The following is a 21,508-nucleotide window of genomic DNA, read 5'->3' on the forward strand; positions in this document are numbered from 1 at the left end:
TCAAGCCCGCCTTGTGGGTTTTTGTTACGCTGCTAATATGTGCGCGATCCTTGGGGTAAAGTACGCGCGCGAACCGCGCGCCACGCGCGTGCTGGAAGCACTCGTCCTGCCCGCAATATTGACACCTACCCGATAGGGGAATCCTGCATGCAACGTAGAGCTCTTGGCCGTACTGGCATCGACGTCAGTCTGCTATGCCTTGGCACCATGACCTTCGGCGAGCAGAACAGCGAAGCCGATGCCCACCAGCAGCTGGACCGCGCGCTCGACGCTGGCATCGATTTCATCGATACCGCCGAGATGTACCCGGTGCCCCCGAATGGCGAGACCCAGGGCCGTACCGAGGAATACGTCGGCAGCTGGCTGGCGGCACGCGGCAATCGTGATCAGGTCAAGATCGCCACCAAGGTCACCGGCCCGGGCATGGATTACCTGCGCGGTGGTTCGCGCCTGACGCGTGAGCAGATCATCGCCGCCTGTGACGACAACCTGCGTCGCCTGGGCACCGATTACATCGACCTCTATCAGCTGCATTGGCCGGACCGCAAGACCAACTTCTTCGGCAAGCTGGGCTACCAGCCGACCGAAGAGGAAGACATGACGCCGCTGGAAGAAAGCCTGTCGGCACTCGGCGAGCTGGTCACCGCCGGCAAGATTCGCGCCGTCGGCCTGTCCAACGAGACGCCGTGGGGCGTGATGCAGTGCCTGAATCTGGCCGAGCGCCTGAACCTGCCGCGCGTGGCCAGCGTCCAGAACCCGTACAACCTGGTCAACCGCAGCTTCGAAGTGGGCCTGGCCGAATTCGCGCACCGCGAAGATGTCGGCCTGCTGGCCTACTCGCCGCTGGCCTTCGGCACCCTGTCCGGCAAGTATCTGGACGGCGCCCGTCCGGAAGGCGCTCGCCTGACGCTGTTCGAGCGCTTCCAGCGCTACAACGCCGAGCCGGCTCAGCACGTCATTGCCTGCTACGTGGACATCGCGCGTCGTCACGGCCTGAACCCGGCCCAGATGGCCCTCGCCTTCGTCAACACTCGCCCGTTCCTGACCAGCAACATCATCGGTGCCACGACGATGACCCAGCTGGAAAGCAACATCAAAAGCCTCGAGGTGGAGCTGAGCGAGGAAGTGCTGGCCGAGATCGAGATGATCCACAACACCGCGCCCAACCCGTGCCCCTGAATCGCCACTGACCCGTAACGGATACACAACCCCGACAGGCCGGTCATCATGACCGGCCTGCTCGTGACCAAGGACCCCTCATGAATCCCGCTGAATTGAGCATGATCCTCATGGCTGTCGCCGCCGGTGCCATGATGCCGATTCAAGCTGGCGTCAATTCCACGCTGGCCCTGCAGACCCACAGTTCGCTCATGGCTGCCATGGTCAGCTTCGTGGTCGGCTCGATCGCGCTGGTCGTCATCGTGCTGGCCATGCGCCTGCCCATGCCGGGCGTCGGTGCCCTCAAGGCAGCCCCCTGGTGGAGCTGGACCGGCGGTCTGCTGGGCGCCTTCTTCGTCGCGGCCAGCGTGATACTGGTGCCCAAGCTGGGCGCTGCCACCATGATGGCGACCTTTCTGGCGGGGCAGCTGACGGCCTCGGTAGTGCTGGACCACTTCGGCTGGGCGACCTTCCCGCAGCATGACCTTTCGCTGGGGCGCGTGGCAGGCGTGTTGCTGCTGTTCGCGGGGGTCTTCCTGATCCGCCGCTATTGATGCCTCTGGCGTCACGCAGTGCAATCTATGGCCCCGATAGTCCTGGCGGACTCGGGGCCATCTTGTCTGCCTGATATACTGAGACCTTTCCCTGCCAGGAGGTCTACATGCTGAGTGTGATTTCGCCCGCCAAATCGCTGGATTTCGACAGCGCCCCCGTGACCTCCCGTCATAGCCAACCCGATTTTCTCGAGCAGGCTCAACCGCTGATCGACATCCTGCGCGAACAGTCGCCGCAGGACATCGCAAGCCTGATGAAGCTCTCCGACAAGCTGGCCGGCCTCAATGCCGCTCGCTTCCAGGAATGGCAGCCGCCCTTCACGCCGGATAACGCCAAACAGGCGGTGCTGGCCTTCCAGGGGGACGTCTATCAGGGCATGGCGGCGGATTCGTTCAGCGAGGAAGATTTTGAACGCGCACAACACAAGCTGCGCATTCTCTCCGGCCTCTATGGGCTGCTGCGCCCGCTGGACCTCATCCAGCCGTACCGTCTCGAGATGGGCACGCGTCTGAGCAACCCGGCCGGCAAGGACCTCTACGCCTACTGGCGCAAGACGCTGACTCCGGCACTGGAGCAGGCGGTGGAAGACAGCGGCACGCCGATACTGGTCAACCTGGCCTCCAATGAATACTTCAAGGCCATCGATGCCAAGGCGTTCCGCCACCGCATCGTGACGCCGGTGTTCAAGGACGAGAAGAATGGCCAGTCCAAGATCATCAGCTTCTACGCCAAGCGTGCGCGCGGCCTGATGAGCGCCTGGATGCTCAAGCACGATATCGAGACAGCCGAGGACCTCAAGGACTTCGACGTGGCCGGTTATCGCTTCTCCAATGCCGCCTCTGAGGGCGATACGCTGGTCTTCACGCGCAGTGAGGCCGACGCGGTACGCGCCTGATACGTGACCGGCGGGTCACTTAACGCCTCATTCGCCCAGCCCCGGGAAAGTCAGATGTTCTGCGGCACGCGGTTTGAGGTAACGGCGATGAATATTGCCGAACAGGACGTGATCTGCACACCCAAGCCATTCATACGCCACCATCTCGGCACTGACGATACTGGCGCCCGCTGCCTCGCAGCGGGCCACTCCCAGCGCCGCCTCCCGCGGGCGGCGGCTGGCGACACCATCGGCGACCAGCGCCACTCGATAGCCTGCGCCACACAGGGACAGCACGGTCTGCATCACACAGACGTGCGCCTCGGCACCACACACCACCAACTGGTCACAGCCACTCTGCTCCAATGCCTTGCGAAAGTCCTGCGCATCCAGCGCACTGAAACTGCGCTTGGTGAAGCAGCGGGTGCGCTCATTCAGTAGATGCGTCATCGGAGCACTCGCGCCCAACTTGTCGGGGCAGTGCTCGGTCAGCCAGACGGGAATTTCCAGCGCCTGGGCGATTCCGCCCAGCCAGATGGCACTGTTGATGGCCTCGGTTCCGCCACTCAGAACCGGCATCAGGCGAGCCTGGAAATCGATCAGCAACAACAATGATCGCCTCGCCATCAGGTGTTGAGACTTTTCGTCGTCCATTGGTCCTCCCACGACGATTCTAAGGCTAGAATGGAGCTTCCACTTACACGCTAGCGCATCCAAGGAGATCCCACATGCGCCATCTGTTCATCATGCTGATGGTCGGCTTGCTCGGCTTCGGTCTGAGCGTCGAACACGCAGAGGCCAAGCGCCTCGGCGGCGGCAAGAGTTTCGGTAGCTACTCACGATCCGCTGACAGCGGAAAATCCTCCAGCTCACTGTTTGGTAGCAACAAGACCACCAACAGCAGCACCGCAGCGAAGTCCAAGCCCTCCAGCGGCCTGTCCAAGTTTGCCGGACCTCTGGCAGGCCTGTTGGCAGGCGGCCTGCTGGCATCGCTGTTCTTCGGCGGCGCCTTCGATGGTCTGCGCATGACAGACTTCCTGATCATCGCGGTGATCGCCTTCATCGCCTTCAAGTTCCTCAGCGCGCGCAAGAAGGCCGCCATGGCGAGCGGCGGGCCGGCAGGTAGTGGTGGTGGTTCCTCTACACGCCACGATGACCAGCCGCGCAATGTGCAGGCGCGTGAAGCGCATCAGGCGCAAGGCGAGTCGCTGGCTCCGGCCGGTGGTATCGGGGCAGGCCTGACGGGCGGTGCCCCTACCAGCGAACCGGCCTGGTTCGACAAGGAGCAGTTCCTCGGCGGCGCCAAGGAACACTTCATGACGCTGCAGCGCGCCTGGGACAACAACGACCTGCCGCGCATTCAGGAGTACGTCACGCCAGAGCTCTACAATCTGCTGCGTGAAGAGCGCGCTCAGCAACCGGCCAACAACCGTACCGAGATCGTGCGTCTGTTTGCTGAACTGGGCAGCGTGCAGGAGATTGGCAAGCAGGCGGAAGCGACGGTCCTGTTCCACGGCGTGCTGGATGAAAATGGCGAGCAGAACGAGTTCAACGAGACCTGGCACCTGGTCCGTGAGCTGCGTGATGGCGCCGATTGGCACATCCAGGGCATCGAGCAGAACAGCTAAGACGCTCCTCTCTCTGATGTGACCTTCACTCCGTGAGGGCCACATCAGATGCCAAAGCGGCCGGATGATCACTCATCCGGCCGCTTTTTTGTGTCTCGCTGCAGAAGGTCACCGGAGCCTTCGCAACAGTTCACCGAAGACCACAAAGGCATCGCCCGAATGACAGGCATAAAAAAACCGGCCACTGGGGAAGTGACCGGCGGATAGGCTGCTCGACTGCAAGGCAGGAGCGCCAGATCGCAAAAAGTCTGCTGATGGGATAGCACAGACAAGTTTCTAAGCAAGGGAACGTCGAAACTCACATACTCAGAGTCGCCGATTGAGCTTTAGTTCAGCCTGACCGTAAAAAACATGAGCAACCCTGAGGTGCAGAACCCGCGACGCCTGATCAGCCCCCACCATCAGTCGGCTGTACCCATGGTTTCAGCAAGGCTTGCCTACTCCTGGAAACTCCTCGTGCTCGACAAGCCCTTGTGGATAATTCAGGCGCCACTCCCAGATTCCGGTTGTCCACAGGCGGATCTCTGTGCGCTTCCCTTCCTCAGCAGGGCACCTTGCCCCCCTATGCACTGCCACAGACAGCACCGCCCCTGCAGCAAGGCGACAGGGGCGGTGCAGGACAAGTGCCTGACGAGCTTTTCATGACCGCCCTTGGTACAGGCCTCCCATGAGGTGGCCATCCATGGGCTTTTTACGCGCCAATTTTCCTGAGCACAACTTTTCTCACCACAAAGAGAACCGCCCCTGCAGCAAGGCTACAGGGGCGGTTCGGGATAAGTGCCTGACGATGACCTACTCTCACATGGAGAAACTCCACACTACCATCGGCGCTAAGCGGTTTCACTTCCGAGTTCGGCATGGGATCGGGTGGTTCACGCTCGCTATGGTCGTCAGGCGAAACGGTGGCATCTTGCGATGCCTGAGTCCCAAGGTTTGTGGCCTCGTGACTCGCAATATGAATCATGCTGACCGATATGTCTCGATCCTGTCGCAATCCCGGAGTTTGCCTGCGCAAACCCCTTGGGTGTTATATGGTCAAGCCTCACGGGCAATTAGTACTGGTTAGCTCAACACATTGCTGTGCTTCCACACCCAGCCTATCAACCTTGTAGTCTTCAAGGGCCCTTCAGGAGGCGCAAGGCCTCAGGGAAGTCTCATCTTGAAGGGGGCTTCCCGCTTAGATGCTTTCAGCGGTTATCCCGTCCGAACGTAGCTACCGGGCAATGCCATTGGCATGACAACCCGAACACCAGAGGTTCGTCCACTCCGGTCCTCTCGTACTAGGAGCAGCTCTTCTCAAACTTCCGACGCCCACGGCAGATAGGGACCGAACTGTCTCACGACGTTCTAAACCCAGCTCGCGTACCACTTTAAATGGCGAACAGCCATACCCTTGGGACCGACTTCAGCCCCAGGATGTGATGAGCCGACATCGAGGTGCCAAACACCGCCGTCGATGTGAACTCTTGGGCGGTATCAGCCTGTTATCCCCGGAGTACCTTTTATCCGTTGAGCGATGGCCCTTCCATACAGAACCACCGGATCACTAGAACCTACTTTCGTACCTGCTCGACGTGTCTGTCTCGCAGTCAAGCACCCTTATGCTCTTGCACTCAATGCACGATTTCCAACCGTGCTGAGGGTACCTTCGTGCTCCTCCGTTACTCTTTAGGAGGAGACCGCCCCAGTCAAACTACCCACCATACACTGTCCTCGATCCGGATAACGGACCTGAGTTAGAACGCCAATGATGTCAGGCTGGTATTTCAAGGTTGGCTCCACCGCATCTGGCGACGTGGTTTCAAAGCCTCCCAGCTATCCTACACAGACAACATCAGCATCCAGTGTAAAGCTATAGTAAAGGTTCACGGGGTCTTTCCGTCTAGCCGCGGGTACACAGCATCTTCACTGCGATTTCAATTTCACTGAGTCTCGGGTGGAGACAGCGTGGCCATCATTACGCCATTCGTGCAGGTCGGAACTTACCCGACAAGGAATTTCGCTACCTTAGGACCGTTATAGTTACGGCCGCCGTTTACCGGGGCTTCGATCAAGAGCTTCGCGTGAGCTAACCCCATCAATTAACCTTCCGGCACCGGGCAGGCGTCACACCCTATACGTCCGCTTGCGCGTTTGCAGAGTGCTGTGTTTTTAATAAACAGTTGCAGCCACCTGGTATCTTCGACCGGTAAGAGCTTACGGAGCAAGTCCTTCACTCGAACCGGTGCACCTTCTCCCGAAGTTACGGTGCCATTTTGCCTAGTTCCTTCACCCGAGTTCTCTCAAGCGCCTTGGTATTCTCTACCTGACCACCTGTGTCGGTTTGGGGTACGGTCGCATGTGATCTGAAGCTTAGAGGCTTTTCCTGGAAGCGTGGCATCGATGACTTCCTGACCGTGGTCAGTTCGTCTCGCATCTCGACCTCAGAGGAACCGGATTTGCCTGATTCCTCGGCCTACATGCTTTCACCAGGACAACCAACGCCTGGCTCACCTAGCCTTCTTCGTCCCCCCATCGCAACCACATCCGGTACGGGAATATTAACCCGTTTCCCATCGACTACGCGTTTCCGCCTCGCCTTAGGGGCCGACTCACTCTGCTCCGATTAACGTAGAACAGAAAACCTTGGTCTTCCGGCGGGGGAGTTTTTCACTCCCCTTATCGTTACTCATGTCAGCATTCGCACTCGTGATACCTCCAGCAGACTTCTCAATCCACCTTCATTGGCTTACACGACGCTCCTCTACCGCTCATCCAGAGGATGAACCCGTAGCTTCGGTACCTGATTTAGCCCCGTTATATCTTCCGCGCAGGCCGACTCGACTAGTGAGCTATTACGCTTTCTTTAAAGGATGGCTGCTTCTAAGCCAACCTCCTAGCTGTCTGAGCCTTCCCACATCGTTTCCCACTTAATCAGGATTTTGGGACCTTAGCTGACGGTCTGGGTTGTTTCCCTTTTCACAACGGACGTTAGCACCCGCTGTGTGTCTCCCACGCTGCACTCACTGGTATTCGGAGTTTGCCTCGGGTTGGTAAGTCGGGATGACCCCCTAGCCGAAACAGTGCTCTACCCCCAGCGGTGATACGTGAGGCGCTACCTAAATAGCTTTCGAGGAGAACCAGCTATCTCCGGGCTTGATTAGCCTTTCACTCCGATCCACAGCTCATCCCAGCATTTTTCAACATACTTGGGTTCGGGCCTCCAATTGATGTTACTCAATCTTCACCCTGGCCATGGATAGATCGCCCGGTTTCGGGTCTATACCCTGCGACTGGTCGCCCAGTTAAGACTCGGTTTCCCTACGCCTCCCCTATACGGTTAAGCTCGCCACAGAATATAAGTCGCTGACCCATTATACAAAAGGTACGCGGTCACACCACGAAGGTGCTCCCACTGCTTGTACGCATACGGTTTCAGGATCTATTTCACTCCCCTCGCCGGGGTTCTTTTCGCCTTTCCCTCACGGTACTGGTTCACTATCGGTCAGCCAGGAGTATTTAGCCTTGGAGGATGGTCCCCCCATGTTCAGTCAAGGTTTCTCGTGCCCCGACCTACTCGATTTCACGTGACTCAGACTTCGACTACGGGACTATCACCCTGTATCGTCAAGCTTCCCAGCTTGTTCGTCTGTCAGTTGTCACGCTTAAGGGCTGGTCCCCGTTCGCTCGCCGCTACTTGGGGAATCTCGGTTGATTTCTTTTCCTCCGGGTACTTAGATGTTTCAGTTCCCCGGGTTTGCCTCTATAGGTTATGTATTGGCCTATAGATACTCACCTGATGGTGAGTGGGTTTCCCCATTCGGAAATCGTTGGGTCGCAGGGTATTTGCCACCTCGCCAACGCTTATCGCAGGCTATCACGTCCTTCATCGCCTCTGGCTGCCAAGGCATCCACCGTATGCGCTTAATCGCTTGACCATATAACCCCAAGGGGTCTGTCAAGGATTACGAATCTGTCGGACCTCTCCGACATATCGTTTTGATAGACATGCGCTTGGCGCACACATCTATCGTCAGCATGATTCACATTGTTAAAGAGCGGCTGTTCAGAGAACAGTGAGAAGCGCGCTCTGATGAGCACGCTTGCCACTGCCGGCTAAGCCAGCAATAAGATCAGGTAATTCGTTGTGAGCACTTGCCGCGAGCAGTAGACAGTGTCGATAAGGAGGTGATCCAGCCCCAGGTTCCCCTAGGGCTACCTTGTTACGACTTCACCCCAGTCATGAACCACACCGTGGTGATCGCCCTCCCGAAGGTTAGGCTAACCACTTCTGGTGCAGTCCACTCCCATGGTGTGACGGGCGGTGTGTACAAGGCCCGGGAACGTATTCACCGTGGCATTCTGATCCACGATTACTAGCGATTCCGACTTCATGGAGTCGAGTTGCAGACTCCAATCCGGACTGAGGCAAGCTTTATGGGATTGGCTCCACTTCGCAGTATTGCAACCCTTTGTACTTGCCATTGTAGCACGTGTGTAGCCCTACCCGTAAGGGCCATGATGACTTGACGTCGTCCCCACCTTCCTCCGGTTTGTCACCGGCAGTCTCCTTAGAGTTCCCGACATTACTCGCTGGCAAATAAGGATAGGGGTTGCGCTCGTTACGGGACTTAACCCAACATTTCACAACACGAGCTGACGACAGCCATGCAGCACCTGTCTCAGAGTTCCCGAAGGCACCAATCCATCTCTGGAAAGTCCTCTGGATGTCAAGGGTAGGTAAGGTTCTTCGCGTTGCATCGAATTAAACCACATGCTCCACCGCTTGTGCGGGCCCCCGTCAATTCATTTGAGTTTTAACCTTGCGGCCGTACTCCCCAGGCGGTCAACTTATTGCGTTAGCTGCGCCACTAAGTCCTCAAGGGACCCAACGGCTAGTTGACATCGTTTACGGCGTGGACTACCAGGGTATCTAATCCTGTTTGCTACCCACGCTTTCGCACCTCAGTGTCAGTGTCAGTCCAGAAGGCCGCCTTCGCCACTGGTATTCCTCCCGATCTCTACGCATTTCACCGCTACACCGGGAATTCTACCTTCCTCTCCTGCACTCTAGCCAAGCAGTTCCAGATGCCGTTCCCAGGTTGAGCCCGGGGCTTTCACACCTGGCTGACTTAGCCACCTACGCGCGCTTTACGCCCAGTAATTCCGATTAACGCTTGCACCCTCCGTATTACCGCGGCTGCTGGCACGGAGTTAGCCGGTGCTTCTTCTGCGAGTGATGTCTTTCCTCGGGAGTATTAATCCCAAGGCGTTCTTCCTCGCTGAAAGTGCTTTACAACCCGAAGGCCTTCTTCACACACGCGGCATGGCTGGATCAGGCTTTCGCCCATTGTCCAATATTCCCCACTGCTGCCTCCCGTAGGAGTCTGGGCCGTGTCTCAGTCCCAGTGTGGCTGATCATCCTCTCAGACCAGCTACGGATCGTCGCCTTGGTGAGCCATTACCTCACCAACAAGCTAATCCGACATGGGCTCATCCGATAGCGCAAGGTCCGAAGATCCCCTGCTTTCTCCCGTAGGACGTATGCGGTATTAGCCTGAGTTTCCCCAGGTTGTCCCCCACTATCGGGCAGATTCCCATGCATTACTCACCCGTCCGCCGCTCGACGCCTCCTAGCAAGCTAGGATCGTTTCCGCTCGACTTGCATGTGTTAAGCCTGCCGCCAGCGTTCAATCTGAGCCATGATCAAACTCTTCAGTTGAAAGCTTGATAGTCTGTTAAGCAGACCAAACTTGGTTCAGAGTCAAACTTCTCGTGAGAGGCTTGCTCCGATATTTGGTGACCTTGTCACCACTCATCGGCAAGCGCTCACACGAATTACCTGATCAAATTTTTAAAGAGCGTCGCTGTTAAGCGAGGAGGCATATTCTACCCGGAACGCTTGAGAAGTCAAGCACTTGATGATGAGTCAGTCGACTGCCTCTAAGCATCATCAAGCGGTGAGGAGCGTTGCTCGATCACCTGTTCCGTAAGGAGTGCGGCGTATTCTAGCGAATCGCCCGGGATTGTCAACCGATGATATCGAAGCGGACCTCAAAAACATCAAGCAAAACAATCACCTGCAAACCTCTTTCACCGCTGGTAACGCCATGCGTCCCCGGCAGCGGATGCGTACTTTACGCACGAACCGCCGTGAGGGCAAGGGCTTTTTCAAGAGATTGTCATTCTCGGGACATACGGGTGACATCTCTGCTCTGCCTTTCTCTCCCCTCCTCATACTGCTTCTCTGTTCTTCTTGTCCTCGTCGCGCCGTTGCTTGCTGACATCTTCCCCCGGCCAGAAACGCATTCGGCCCCGCCAGGAATGGCGGGGCCGAATATCGATCATCACACTGCTGACAGCTGACGCTTACTTGTTACCGCGCAGCTTGCGCCCCAGCGCCATGATCGGGCCACTGGCGACATAGCAACCGAACAGGCCCAGCAGCATCACGGACGGCTCCAGCGAGATGACCACGAAGGCCAGCACGATGGCGAGCAGCGCCACGAAGGGTACCGGCCCCTTGAGGTCGATTTCCTTGAAGCTGTAGTAGCGGATATTCGACACCATCAGGATACCGGCAGCCGCGACCACGAAGACCATCAGCGACTTGAAGGCGAAGGTCTCGGCGTCGAAGTTGTGCATGGTCCATACGCAGCCGGCCACGAGTGCCGCCGCTGCCGGACTCGGCAGACCGATGAACCACTTCTTGTCGGTGGAGCCGATCTGGACGTTGAAGCGCGCCAGACGCAGCGCAGCGCCTGCCACGTAGACGAAGGCGGCGATCCAGCCGATCTTGCCGACATCCTGCAGAATCCAGCTGAAGGTGACCAGCGCCGGCGCCACGCCGAAGGACAGCATGTCCGCGAGGCTGTCGTACTCGGCACCGAAGGCGCTCTGGGTGTTGGTCAGGCGCGCCACACGACCGTCCAGGCCGTCGAGCACCATCGAGACGAAGATGGCGATGGAGGCGTTGGCAAACTCCCCGTTCAGCGCACACACCACAGCGAAGAAGCCGGAGAACAGCGCGGAGGTGGTGAACAGGTTGGGCAGCAGATAGATACCACGCCGACGAACGGGCTTGCCGTCCTCGATGGCTTCTTCCACGACTTCGCTGTCGTCGGTGAACTCCTCCACTACCTTGTCCAGCACTGAACTGCTGCGGCGTGTCTGTGCTTCGGGGGCTTCTTCTGCGCCGGGATGTCGATTTTCGTCAGTCATGGGATTCCTTGCATCATGCCTCGTCGTGGCAGGGTAACCACATTCTACACCTGCCAATGAGCGCGAATAGTGGTGACACCCTAGCGGCCTCACCGTCGACTGTCACTTCCCTCTCCCATTCGATAGCGCTTATAGAGCAACAACGCAAGCGGGGCGCCCTCCTGATGGAGAGCGCCCCGCTCATTTCACGCCGGATCCAATAGGCAGGATCAGTTGCGTGACTTGTCGACCAGCTGGTTGGCAGTGATCCACGGCATCATGCCGCGCAGCTTCTCACCAGTCTGCTCGATCGGATGCTCGGCGTTCTGGCGACGACGGGCCGTCATGGACGGGTAGTTGGTGTTGCCTTCCTGGATGAACATCTTGGCGTATTCACCGCTCTGGATGCGCTTGAGTGCATTGCGCATGGCGACACGGGACTGCTCGTTGATGACTTCGGTGCCGGTCACGTACTCGCCATACTCCGCATTGTTGGAGATGGAGTAGTTCATGTTGGCGATGCCGCCTTCGTACATCAGGTCGACGATCAGCTTGAGCTCGTGCAGACACTCGAAGTAGGCCATTTCCGGTGCGTAGCCCGCTTCGGTCAGGGTCTCGAAGCCCATCTTGACCAGCTCGACCGCGCCACCACACAGGACAGCCTGCTCACCGAACAGATCGGTTTCGGTCTCGTCCTTGAAGGTGGTCTCGATGATGCCGGTACGACCGCCGCCGACGCCTGCCGCGTAGGACAGTGCGATGTCCTTGGCCTGGCCAGTCGCATCCTGGTGGATGGCGATCAGGTCCGGGATACCGCCGCCCTTCACGAACTCGGAACGCACGGTGTGACCCGGTGCCTTCGGCGCGATCATGATGACGTCGAGGTCAGCACGCGGAACGACCTGGTTGTAGTGGACGTTGAAGCCGTGAGCGAAGGCCAGGGTCGCGCCCTGCTTCAGGTTCGGTTCCACCTGGTTCTCGTAGATGGCCTTCTGGTTCTCGTCCGGCGCCAGGATCATGACCAGGTCGGCAGCCTTGACCGCTTCCTCGACTTCGGCAACCTTCAGGCCAGCCGCTTCGGCCTTGGCCCAGCTGGAGGAAGAGCGACGCAGGGCTACGGTGACGTCGACGCCAGATTCCTTCAGGTTGTTCGCGTGGGCGTGGCCCTGGGAACCGTAACCGAGGATGACCACTTTCTTGCCCTGGATGAGGGAGAGGTCACAATCCTTGTCGTAATAGAGTTTCATCGTCATTGCTCCTGGCGGCTCACCCCGTCAGCGGGATGGCGTGAGATCTTGAAAGAGTGTCTGTTGTTCTTGCGACCCTTCCCGCGAGGGAAAGGCGTATGACAGTGTCCAGCGCCGACGGCCATCTGTCTCGGCCGCTCTGCGTCCTGGGGAGGTCGTGCGCCTTGGATCAAGGTCTGCCGTCCTCCTCCTGCGCGGCGATGAGTCCACCTTACCTGCACCTCAACATTGCGTAAAATGCTATATTTGCACCATCATATGCCATATTGCGCAACACAAGGCATTTCCCTCTACAGCACTCACCGACAGCGGACTCCGGCATGGACAATCGTCAACTCAAGCAATTCCTGACCCTCGCCGAAACGCTACATTTCGGGCGCGCCAGCACTGCCTGCCACCTGAGCGCCTCTGCCCTGTCACGTGCCATCCGGGCCATGGAGGAGGAGCTGGGCGTCAGCCTGTTCGAACGCGACAACCGCAGCGTCGCGCTGACACCGGCGGGTGAACGCTTCCGTCGTCATGCTCGCGAACTCCTGAGTCAATGGGATGACATTCGCCAGTCACTGCTGGAAGACAGCGATGAGCTGCGCGGCGAGCTCTCCCTGTATTGCTCGGTGACCGCCAGCTACAGCTTTCTCTACGAGATTCTGGCCACCTTCCGTGCCCGCCATCCGCATGTGGAGCTCAAGCTGCATACCGGCGACCCCGCCGTGGCATTGGAGCGTGTCCTGATGGGGCACGAGGACCTGGCGATCGCCGCGCGCCCCGACGTGCTGCCTTCCCGTCTCGCCTTCACCGACTTCGCCGAGTCGCCACTGCGCTTCATTGCCCCGCGTCGTGATGGCCCCGGCCAGCAACTGGAAGGCATCGGCGAGGCGGACGATTCGGCGGCGGGCGACGACCACATCGACTGGACGCGCGTGCCGATGATCCTGTCGGAGACCGGCCTGGCGCGCGAGCGCTTCGATGCCTGGTGCCACACACGCGGCATCAAGCCGCGCCTGTATGCCCAGGTCGCCGGCAACGAGGCCATCGTCAGCATGGTCGGACTGGGCTTCGGGGTCGGCGTGGTGCCGCAGATCGTGCTCGACAATTCGCCGCTGGCCGACCAGGTGCGCATCCTTGATGTCGATCCGCCGCTGACCCCCTACAAGGTCGGCCTGTGCGTACAGGAAAAACGCCTGCGACATCCGCTGGTGCGCGCGTTGTGGGAGCAACTCCCCGGCTCGCCGCAGCGCCCCGCTGACTGATACCTGGTAGCGAGCCCACGAAAATGGCGCAGCAACGAAAACGGCGCCCCGAGGGGCGCCGTTCTTGTCTTGCGATTCCACCACCACCGTCTTACAGGCTCAACACCTTCTCACCGCGAGCGATGCCGGAGACACCGGTACGTGCCACTTCCAGCACGCCTACCGGCTGCATCGCCGCCAGGAAGGCATCCAGCTTGCCACCGTCGCCGGTGATCTGGATGGTGTAGAGGCTCGGCGTGATGTCGACGATCTGGGCACGGAAGATGTCCGCCGTGCGCTTGATCTCGTCACGCTGGGCGCCCAGCGCCTTGACCTTGACCAGCATCAGCTCGCGCTCGATGTGGCTGCCCTCGGTGAGATCCACCAGCTTGACCACATCCACCAGCTTGTTGAGGTGTTTGGTGATCTGCTCGATGACGCGATCTTCACCGACCGTGGTGACGGTCAGACGGGACAGGGTCGCGTCTTCGGTCGGGGCCACGTTGAGGGTCTCGATGTTGAAGTTGCGCTGTGAAAACAGGCCGACGACCCGTGACAGCGCGCCCGGTTCGTTTTCCATCAGAATGGAGATGATATGGCGCATCAGGTCCGCTCCGTCTTCGTAAGCAGCATGTCACGCATGGAGCCGAGAGGCACCTGCATCGGGTAGACGTGTTCACGCGGGTCGACATAGATGTCGAGGAACACCAGCTCGTCCTTGTTGCGGAAGGCTTCTTCCAGCGCAGGCTCGAGCTCCTCCACCGTGTGCACCTTGATGGCACGGAAGCCATAGGCGCCCGCCAGCTGCACGAAGTCAGGCAGCGACTCCATATAGGAATGCGAGTGACGGGACTTGTAGTTCAGGTCCTGCCACTGACGCACCATGCCCAGCGACTGGTTGTTGAGGTTGATGATCTTGACCCCGATCCCGTACTGCTTACAGGTCGAGAACTCCTGCATCATCATCTGGAAGCTGCCCTCACCGGTGAACAGCACCACATCGTCTTCCGGGTAGGACATCTTGATGCCCATGGCCGCCGGGAAGCCGAAGCCCATGGTGCCCAGACCACCGGAGGTGATCCAGCGGTTGGGGCGCTGGAACTTGTAGTACTGGGCGGCGAACATCTGGTGCTGACCGACATCGGTGGCGACGAAGGCTTCACCACGCGTCGCACGGTGCACGGCTTCCACCACCTGTTGCGGCTTGAGCGGCTCACCCGGGGCGGACGGCTCATACAGCTTGCCTTCACGCTCGGCACGCCAGCCATCGATCTGGGACCACCAGGCCTCCAGTGCATCGGGGTTGGCCAGCTCGCGACCCTGCACGAGGCTGATCATCTCGTTGATCACGGCATCGGCCGGACCGACGATCGGCACATCGGCGCGCACGGTCTTGGAAACCGAGCTCGGGTCGATGTCGACGTGGATGATCTTGGCCGTCGGGCAGAACTTCGAGGTGTTGTTGGTCACGCGGTCATCGAAGCGCGCACCGATGCAGATGATCAGATCGGTGTGGTGCATGGCATTGTTCGACTCGTAGGAGCCGTGCATGCCGGGCCAGCCCAGACACTGCCGATCGCCCTGCGGGTAGGCACCGATGCCCATCAGCGAGGTGGTGATCGGGAAGTTGAGGCGGCGCACCAGGTCAGTCAGCGCTTCGCTGGCACGCCCTGACACCACACCACCGCCGGTGAAGAACAGCGGGCGACGTGCCTTGAGCATCAGCTCGACGGCTTTCTTGATCTGGCCGCTGTGGCCACGGGTGACCGGGCTATAGGAGCGCATGCGTACCTTCTTGGGGTAGCTGTACTCATAGCGTTCGGTCGGGGCGGTCATGTCCTTCGGGATATCGATGACGACCGGCCCCGGGCGACCACTGGAGGCCAGATAGAAGGCCTTCTTGATCACCTCGGGAATCTCGCTCGGGTGCTTGATCGAGAAGCTGTGCTTCACGATCGGGCGAGTCACACCGACGATGTCGGTTTCCTGGAAGGCGTCTTCACCGATCAGGTGGCTGGCGACCTGACCACACAGCACGACCATGGGGATCGAGTCCATGTAGGCCGTGGCGATGCCGGTGACAGCATTGGTCGCGCCCGGGCCTGAGGTGACCAGCACCACACCCGGCTTGCCGGAGGCGCGCGCGTAACCATCGGCGGCGTGGGTCGCGGCCTGCTCGTGACGGACCAGAATGTGCTGGACCTTGTCCTGGCGGAACAGGGCGTCATAGATATGCAGCGCCGCTCCACCGGGATAGCCGTAAATATATTCCACGCCCTCGTCATGCAGGGCGCGGGCGATCATGTCAGCGCCGGAAAGCAATTCCACTTGGTTATTCTCCCCTGGAGGTCTCGAGTGCGTCCGGCGGCAATGCGCAAGCCGGATCGAGTGCGACCTGAATGTCGCTACCGCAGAAATTGCGGCACCTGATGCCAAACCCTGGCGTCTGCGGCCCGGTTAGGGCCTGCACTCTTGTCGCATCGGTTGGATGCGGTCGGGGCTGATGGCCGGTCGGTACGGTTGGCGTACCCGGACCGGCGTATCCTTTGACAGGCGGACAGCGACTCAGCGTCTGTCCTTCACGCGGCGCTTCGAGGGTCGCCCGAATGGCCGCGCCCGCAATCAGGAATGGTCAAGAGTCCAACAGCCGCAAGGGGCTGTCAACTCAACCTTACGCCAGTGTGCGCCGCCTGCGCCAAATGCCACACCGATAACAACGAATCCGGCCATAAGCGTGCGTAAAACCTCACCAATGGCGATAAATTCGCAATTTTCTGCTTCGTGGATTTCAGCCTGCCTCACGCCGGGTTGTCTTTTTGCGCCCAGGCGGCAGACACGAAAACGCCCCACCGCAAGCGGAAGGGCGTGCTTCCGTCACGGTGGGGCGTCACTTACGGGCGTGCGAATCAGCGCGTGAAGGTCAACTCCCCGCCCTCTTCGCCGACACGGATGACGTCACCGGGCACGAAGTCACCGCCCAGCAGGGCCTGGGCCAGCGGATTCTCGATGCGGCTCTGGATGGCGCGCTTGAGCGGGCGAGCGCCATAGACCGGATCGAAGCCGGCCTTGGCCAGCAAGGCCATCGCCGGGTCGGTGATCTCGAAGCCGAGATCGCGCTCGGCCAGACGCGCCTTGAGACGCTCCAGCTGGATGCCCGCGATGGAGGCGATCTGCGCCTGTCCCAGCGCGTGGAACACGACCACTTCATCGATGCGGTTGATCAGCTCCGGGCGGAAGTGATTGCCGACGACTTCCATCACCGCCGTCTTCATGTCGTCGTACTGGAAGGCCGCCTTGCGCTCGGCACGCTCGTCGGCACCTTCCGTGCTGCTCTCGTCTTCCGCCAGCTCGCCATTGAGGCCGCTCATGCGCTGGATCATTTCCGAGCCCAGGTTGGAGGTCATCACGATCACGGTGTTGCGGAAGTCGACGGTACGCCCCTGACCATCGGTCAGGCGGCCATCTTCCAGCACCTGCAGCAGGATGTTGAAGACATCCGGATGCGCCTTCTCGACCTCGTCGAGCAGCAGCACGGAGTACGGCTTGCGGCGCACGGCCTCGGTCAGATAGCCGCCCTCTTCATAGCCGACATAGCCGGGAGGCGCGCCGATCAAACGGGCCACGGAGTGCTTCTCCATGAACTCGGACATGTCGATGCGCACCATCGCCTCTTCGGTGTCGAACAGGAAGTTGGCCAGTGACTTGCAGAGCTCCGTCTTGCCGACACCGGTCGGGCCGAGGAACAGGAAGGAGCCGTTGGGACGATTCGGGTCCGACAGCCCAGCGCGTGAGCGACGCACCGCATTGGACACCGCGATCACCGCCTCGTCCTGGCCGATCACCTTCTCGTGCAGCGCCTCTTCCATGCGCAGCAACTTGTCACGCTCGCCTTCGAGCATCTTGGCGACCGGAATGCCGGTCCAGCGCGAGACGACCTCGGCAATCTCCTCCTCGGTGACATTGGAGCGCAGCAGCACGTGGGCGGAGGTATCCGCCTCGCCTTCGCCGGCTTCGCTGATCTGCTTCTCGAGCCCCGGAATCACGCCGTACTGCAATTCCGACATGCGGCTGAGGTCACCGGCGCGGCGCGCCTGCTCCAGATCGATACGCGCCTGCTCCAGCTCGGCCTTGAACTGGGCCGCGCCCTGGATGCTGGACTTCTCGGCCTTCCAGACTTCATCGAGGTCGGCGTATTCCCGCTCCAGCTCCGAGATCTGGTCCTCAAGCGCGCCGAGACGCTTGAGCGCTGCCTCGTCGGTTTCCTTCTTGAGCGCTTCACGCTCCATCTTGAGCTGGATCAGGCGGCGGTCGAGACGGTCCATCTCCTCCGGCTTGGAATCCAGTTCCATGCGGATACGTGACGCGGCCTCATCGATCAGGTCGATCGCCTTGTCCGGCAGCTGACGGTCCGTGATGTAGCGCGAGGACAACCGCGCGGCGGCAATGATGGCGCTGTCGGTGATGTCGACCCCGTGATGCACCTCGTAGCGCTCCTTCAGGCCACGCAGGATGGCGATGGTGTCTTCCTCGCTGGGCTGATCGACCTGCACCTTCTGGAAGCGGCGCTCCAGTGCGGCGTCCTTCTCGATGTACTGACGATACTCGTCAAGCGTGGTGGCACCGACACAGTGCAGCTCGCCACGCGCCAGCGCCGGCTTGAGCATGTTGCCGGCATCCATCGCGCCTTCAGCCTTGCCCGCGCCGACCATGGTGTGCAGCTCGTCGATGAACAGGATGACCTGGCCTTCTTCCTGCGCCAGCTCCTTCAGCACCGACTTGAGGCGCTCCTCGAATTCGCCGCGGAACTTGGCCCCCGCCAGCAGCGAGCCCATGTCGAGAGACAGCACGCGCTTGTTCTTGAGGCCTTCCGGCACCTCGCCATTGACGATACGGCTGGCCAGCCCTTCGACGATGGCGGTCTTGCCGACGCCGGGCTCACCGATCAGCACCGGGTTGTTCTTGGTGCGACGCTGCAGCACCTGGATCGTTCGGCGAATTTCCTCGTCACGCCCGATCACCGGGTCGAGCTTGCCATCCCGCGCACGCTCGGTCAGATCCAGGGTGTACTTGTTGAGCGCCTCGCGATTGTTCTCGGCATCGGCATCGCCCACGGCTTCGCCACCGCGCAGCGCATCGATGGCGGAGGTCAGGGCGGGCTTCTTGATGCCCGAGGAGGTGAACAGCTTGCCGAGATCACCACCCAGCTCCAGCGCAGCCAGCAGCGCGAGCTCGGAGGCGATGTATTGATCGCCGCGCTTCTGCGCTTCACGATCGGCCAGATTCAGAAGCTTGCCAAGGGCCTGCGAGGGCGCGACATTGCCGTCGAACTGGGACACGGTCGGCAGGTCATCCAGCTGGCGCTTGAGGCCGCTGATCAGACTGGTGGCATCGCCGCCCGCCTTGTTGACCAGTGCCTTGAGGCCGCCATCGCGGTCTTCCAGCAGTGCCAGTAGCAGATGCTGCGGGTGAATTTCATTGTGGCCTCGCCCGACGGCGAGCGACTGGGCATCCGCCAGAGCGTTCTGCAGCTTGCTGGTGAGTTTGTCGATGCGCATGGTGCCTTCTCCTGAGAGTCATGGCGGTACTCCTTTTCTCAGGAGCTTCGCCTGTAACATTTCGTATCTGACTCTCAAGATGGGGGCTGGCGCACGGCTTTCAAGGCAGGATTCGCCGCGCTGCAGCATGTTGTGGCATTTGCCTGATCCAGGTCAGATTCCCGCCGCCCCCGCCGGCCATCAGCTTTGTCACACACAGAAACGCCCCGCCAACCTGAGATATCAGGTCAACGGGGCGTTTGTGGGTACTGCATGTCGAGCTTGCGGAATGCGCTGACCAGCGCCCCGACCGAGATTCCTGATCAGCGCCTCAGCGCAGCCAGATCACCGTGGCGAGGCGTCCGGTCACGCCATCATCCCGCCGGTGTGAATAGAAGCGTGATTCAGAGGCGGTACAGAAGTGACCGCCACTGACATGACCGACCCCGGCACGCTCGAGACGCAGGCGTGCCAGCTTGTAGAGATCACCCATATAGTGACCGAGCCGGTAGGGGCTGGCCTCGAAGGCGTCATCGGCCTCGGGAAGGTCCGCGATGAAGGCGTCACGCACCTCGGGGCCGACCTCGAACTGCGCATTGGAGATCGCCGGGCCCAGCCAGGCCATCAGCTCGCCGGGGTCATCGCCAAGACGCTCGATGGTGGCTTCCAGCACGCCTTCGACCAGCCCGCGCCAACCCGCATGCGCCACGCCGACGCGCGTGCCCTGCCGATCACAGAACAGCACCGGCAGACAGTCCGCCGTCATCACCACACAGGCCTGCCCGGTGCCGGTACTGATGCAGGCATCCGCCCGTGGCGGGGCATCCGGGCGGTCTTCGGCGTGGCAGACATCGAAGGCATCCACCACCTGAGTGCCGTGCACCTGATCCAGCCACGCCAGCGGACGACCGTCATCGACCTCCGCCGCGAGCAGCTCGCGCACCTGCGCCACCATCGCCGGGTCATCGCCGACATGCAGCGCCGGATTGAAGCCGGCATACGGCCCCTGGCTGGGGCCGCTCTCACGCGTGGTCACGAAGGCCTGCACCGGGCTCGGCGCGGGCCAGTCCGGCAGTATCAGGGTCGGGCGTAGACTCTCGTCGTGCATAACCTCTCCTTGTGCGGCGTGTCGCGCGAGCCTGCCGCCTCAGCGAGCGATGTCTTCCTTGAGATAGTCGATCAGCACCAGCATGTCGCCCGGCATCTCGGCGCGGAATTCGACTTCCTTGCCCGTGATCGGGTGGATGAAGGCGAGACGACGGGCATGCAGTGCCTGACGCGGGAACTGACGCAGCAGCTCCTTGAGCGGGTCACTGGCCCCCGGCGGCAGCTTCAGACGCCCGCCGTAGACCGGGTCTCCGACCAGCGGATAGCGCTGGTGCGCCATGTGCACGCGGATCTGGTGGGTACGCCCGGTTTCCAGCTTGCAGCGGATATGGGTGTGACCCCGGAAACGCTCCACCACGCGGAAGTGGGTGACCGCCGGCTTGCCACTGTGAGTGACGGCCTGACGCTTGCGGTCCTTGGGGTGACGCCCGATGGGCGCATCCACGGTGGCACCGGAGGTCAGCACGCCCGTGACGACGGCATCATACTCGCGCGACACGGTACGGGCCTGCAGCTGCTCGACCAGGTCCGCCTGGGCGGTCAATGACTTGGCCACCACCATCAGGCCGCTGGTGTCCTTGTCGAGACGGTGCACGATGCCGGCACGCGGCATCATGGAATTGCCCGGACAATGATGCAGGATGGCGTTGAGCAGCGTGCCATCGTGGTTACCCGCGCCCGGGTGCACGACCATGCCGTGCTCCTTGTTGATGACCAGCACGTCGTCGTCTTCATAGACGATCTCGAGCTCGATATCTTCCGGCTCGTGGCTGACTTCTTCTTCAAGCTCGGCGGTCAGGGCCAGACGTTCACCGCCATAGACCTTCTCGCGGGGTTTGACGGCGGCACCGTCGAGGGTCAGCGCACCGGTCTTGATCCAGTGCTTGAGACGCTCGCGGGAATAGTCGGAGAAGATCTCGGCGCAGGCCTGATCAAGGCGCATGCCAATCATCGCCTCCGGGATCCGCTCTTCGCGGTTGATGGTGTCTGCCATATT

General features: G+C 60.5%; 13 protein-coding genes and 3 rRNA genes. 5 read left to right on the forward strand and 11 right to left on the reverse strand.

The features are described 5' to 3' along the window. Positions 1 to 147 precede the first annotated feature (147 nt). The 3 genes from U0O11_RS16285 to yaaA all read left to right on the forward strand — a co-directional run bounded on the left by U0O11_RS16285 (position 148) and on the right by yaaA (position 2,608). Complete coding sequence (locus U0O11_RS16285; protein ID WP_279837397.1) at positions 148 to 1,179, forward strand: NADP(H)-dependent aldo-keto reductase; 1,032 nt, start codon at positions 148 to 150, stop codon at positions 1,177 to 1,179. An 80-nt stretch (positions 1,180 to 1,259) separates the two neighbouring features. Continuing rightward, positions 1,260 to 1,712: a DMT family transporter gene (locus tag U0O11_RS16290; RefSeq protein WP_043336565.1), complete on the forward strand. Its 453-nt coding sequence runs from the start codon at positions 1,260 to 1,262 to the stop codon at positions 1,710 to 1,712. 107 nt (positions 1,713 to 1,819) lie between these two features. Next, positions 1,820 to 2,608 carry a peroxide stress protein YaaA gene (gene yaaA / locus U0O11_RS16295; RefSeq protein ID WP_279837396.1) on the forward strand — a complete coding sequence of 263 codons (789 nt, stop codon included), beginning with the start codon at positions 1,820 to 1,822 and terminating at the stop codon, positions 2,606 to 2,608. A 27-nt stretch (positions 2,609 to 2,635) separates the two neighbouring features. Here yaaA and U0O11_RS16300 read toward each other — a convergent pair whose 3' ends face one another. Continuing rightward, complete coding sequence (locus U0O11_RS16300) at positions 2,636 to 3,241, reverse strand: isochorismatase family protein (protein ID WP_279837395.1); 606 nt, start codon at positions 3,239 to 3,241, stop codon at positions 2,636 to 2,638. Between the two features lie 74 nt (positions 3,242 to 3,315). Here U0O11_RS16300 and U0O11_RS16305 point away from each other — a divergent pair, with 74 nt between their 5' ends. After that, positions 3,316 to 4,215: a Tim44 domain-containing protein gene (locus U0O11_RS16305; RefSeq protein ID WP_324690746.1), complete on the forward strand. Its 900-nt coding sequence runs from the start codon at positions 3,316 to 3,318 to the stop codon at positions 4,213 to 4,215. Positions 4,216 to 4,994: 779 nt separating this feature from the next. Here U0O11_RS16305 and rrf read toward each other — a convergent pair. From rrf to ilvC, 5 genes are all read right to left on the reverse strand, one after another. Continuing rightward, positions 4,995 to 5,110, reverse strand: a 5S ribosomal RNA gene (gene rrf, locus U0O11_RS16310). 136 nt (positions 5,111 to 5,246) lie between these two features. Continuing rightward, positions 5,247 to 8,132, reverse strand: a 23S ribosomal RNA gene (locus U0O11_RS16315). Positions 8,133 to 8,375: 243 nt separating this feature from the next. After that, a 16S ribosomal RNA gene (locus U0O11_RS16320) occupies positions 8,376 to 9,916 on the reverse strand. Together the 16S, 23S and 5S rRNA genes form the textbook arrangement of a ribosomal RNA operon. Before the next feature lie 647 nt (positions 9,917 to 10,563). After that, complete coding sequence (gene pssA / locus U0O11_RS16325; protein ID WP_043337235.1) at positions 10,564 to 11,415, reverse strand: CDP-diacylglycerol--serine O-phosphatidyltransferase; 852 nt, start codon at positions 11,413 to 11,415, stop codon at positions 10,564 to 10,566. Positions 11,416 to 11,624: 209 nt separating this feature from the next. After that, complete coding sequence (ilvC, locus tag U0O11_RS16330; protein ID WP_043337232.1) at positions 11,625 to 12,641, reverse strand: ketol-acid reductoisomerase; 1,017 nt, start codon at positions 12,639 to 12,641, stop codon at positions 11,625 to 11,627. Between the two features lie 320 nt (positions 12,642 to 12,961). On the opposite strand from ilvC, the gene ilvY reads away from it, so the two are divergent. Next, positions 12,962 to 13,891 carry an HTH-type transcriptional activator IlvY gene (gene ilvY / locus U0O11_RS16335; RefSeq protein ID WP_279837325.1) on the forward strand — a complete coding sequence of 310 codons (930 nt, stop codon included), beginning with the start codon at positions 12,962 to 12,964 and terminating at the stop codon, positions 13,889 to 13,891. 91 nt (positions 13,892 to 13,982) lie between these two features. Here ilvY and ilvN read toward each other — a convergent pair whose 3' ends face one another. From ilvN to rluD, 5 genes are all read right to left on the reverse strand, one after another. Then, positions 13,983 to 14,474 (reverse strand): acetolactate synthase small subunit, encoded by a 492-nt coding sequence (ilvN, locus tag U0O11_RS16340; RefSeq protein WP_043337227.1) that lies wholly within the window; start codon positions 14,472 to 14,474, stop codon positions 13,983 to 13,985. Beyond that, on the reverse strand, positions 14,474 to 16,198 hold the full coding sequence (locus U0O11_RS16345) for an acetolactate synthase 3 large subunit (protein ID WP_043337225.1): 1,725 nt from the start codon (positions 16,196 to 16,198) through the stop codon (positions 14,474 to 14,476). The genes ilvN and U0O11_RS16345 overlap by 1 nt, the downstream gene beginning before the upstream one ends. Positions 16,199 to 16,776: 578 nt before the next feature. Continuing rightward, on the reverse strand, positions 16,777 to 19,425 hold the full coding sequence (gene clpB / locus U0O11_RS16350) for an ATP-dependent chaperone ClpB (RefSeq protein ID WP_279837326.1): 2,649 nt from the start codon (positions 19,423 to 19,425) through the stop codon (positions 16,777 to 16,779). 310 nt (positions 19,426 to 19,735) lie between these two features. Then, positions 19,736 to 20,512: a peptidoglycan editing factor PgeF gene (gene pgeF, locus U0O11_RS16355; protein ID WP_043337183.1), complete on the reverse strand. Its 777-nt coding sequence runs from the start codon at positions 20,510 to 20,512 to the stop codon at positions 19,736 to 19,738. Between the two features lie 39 nt (positions 20,513 to 20,551). Beyond that, the gene (rluD, locus tag U0O11_RS16360; protein WP_054556942.1) at positions 20,552 to 21,505 is read right to left on the reverse strand and encodes a 23S rRNA pseudouridine(1911/1915/1917) synthase RluD; all 954 of its coding nucleotides are present in this window, start codon (positions 21,503 to 21,505) and stop codon (positions 20,552 to 20,554) included. Between the last annotated feature and the right edge of the window lie 3 nt (positions 21,506 to 21,508).

Origin of the sequence: Cobetia sp. D5 (genome assembly GCF_035666195.1) — a bacterium.
Classification (GTDB): Bacteria; Pseudomonadota; Gammaproteobacteria; order Pseudomonadales; family Halomonadaceae; genus Cobetia; species Cobetia amphilecti.

Coding starts and splice junctions, on each gene's coding strand:
- U0O11_RS16285 (WP_279837397.1), top strand. CDS start 148: ATGCAACGTAGAGCTCTTGGCCGTACTGGCATCGACGTCAGTCTGCTA.
- U0O11_RS16290 (WP_043336565.1), top strand. CDS start 1,260: ATGAATCCCGCTGAATTGAGCATGATCCTCATGGCTGTCGCCGCCGGT.
- yaaA (WP_279837396.1), top strand. CDS start 1,820: ATGCTGAGTGTGATTTCGCCCGCCAAATCGCTGGATTTCGACAGCGCC.
- U0O11_RS16300 (WP_279837395.1), bottom strand. CDS start 3,241: ATGGACGACGAAAAGTCTCAACACCTGATGGCGAGGCGATCATTGTTG.
- U0O11_RS16305 (WP_324690746.1), top strand. CDS start 3,316: ATGCGCCATCTGTTCATCATGCTGATGGTCGGCTTGCTCGGCTTCGGT.
- pssA (WP_043337235.1), bottom strand. CDS start 11,415: ATGACTGACGAAAATCGACATCCCGGCGCAGAAGAAGCCCCCGAAGCA.
- ilvC (WP_043337232.1), bottom strand. CDS start 12,641: ATGAAACTCTATTACGACAAGGATTGTGACCTCTCCCTCATCCAGGGC.
- ilvY (WP_279837325.1), top strand. CDS start 12,962: ATGGACAATCGTCAACTCAAGCAATTCCTGACCCTCGCCGAAACGCTA.
- ilvN (WP_043337227.1), bottom strand. CDS start 14,474: ATGCGCCATATCATCTCCATTCTGATGGAAAACGAACCGGGCGCGCTG.
- clpB (WP_279837326.1), bottom strand. CDS start 19,425: ATGCGCATCGACAAACTCACCAGCAAGCTGCAGAACGCTCTGGCGGAT.
- pgeF (WP_043337183.1), bottom strand. CDS start 20,512: ATGCACGACGAGAGTCTACGCCCGACCCTGATACTGCCGGACTGGCCC.
- rluD (WP_054556942.1), bottom strand. CDS start 21,505: ATGGCAGACACCATCAACCGCGAAGAGCGGATCCCGGAGGCGATGATT.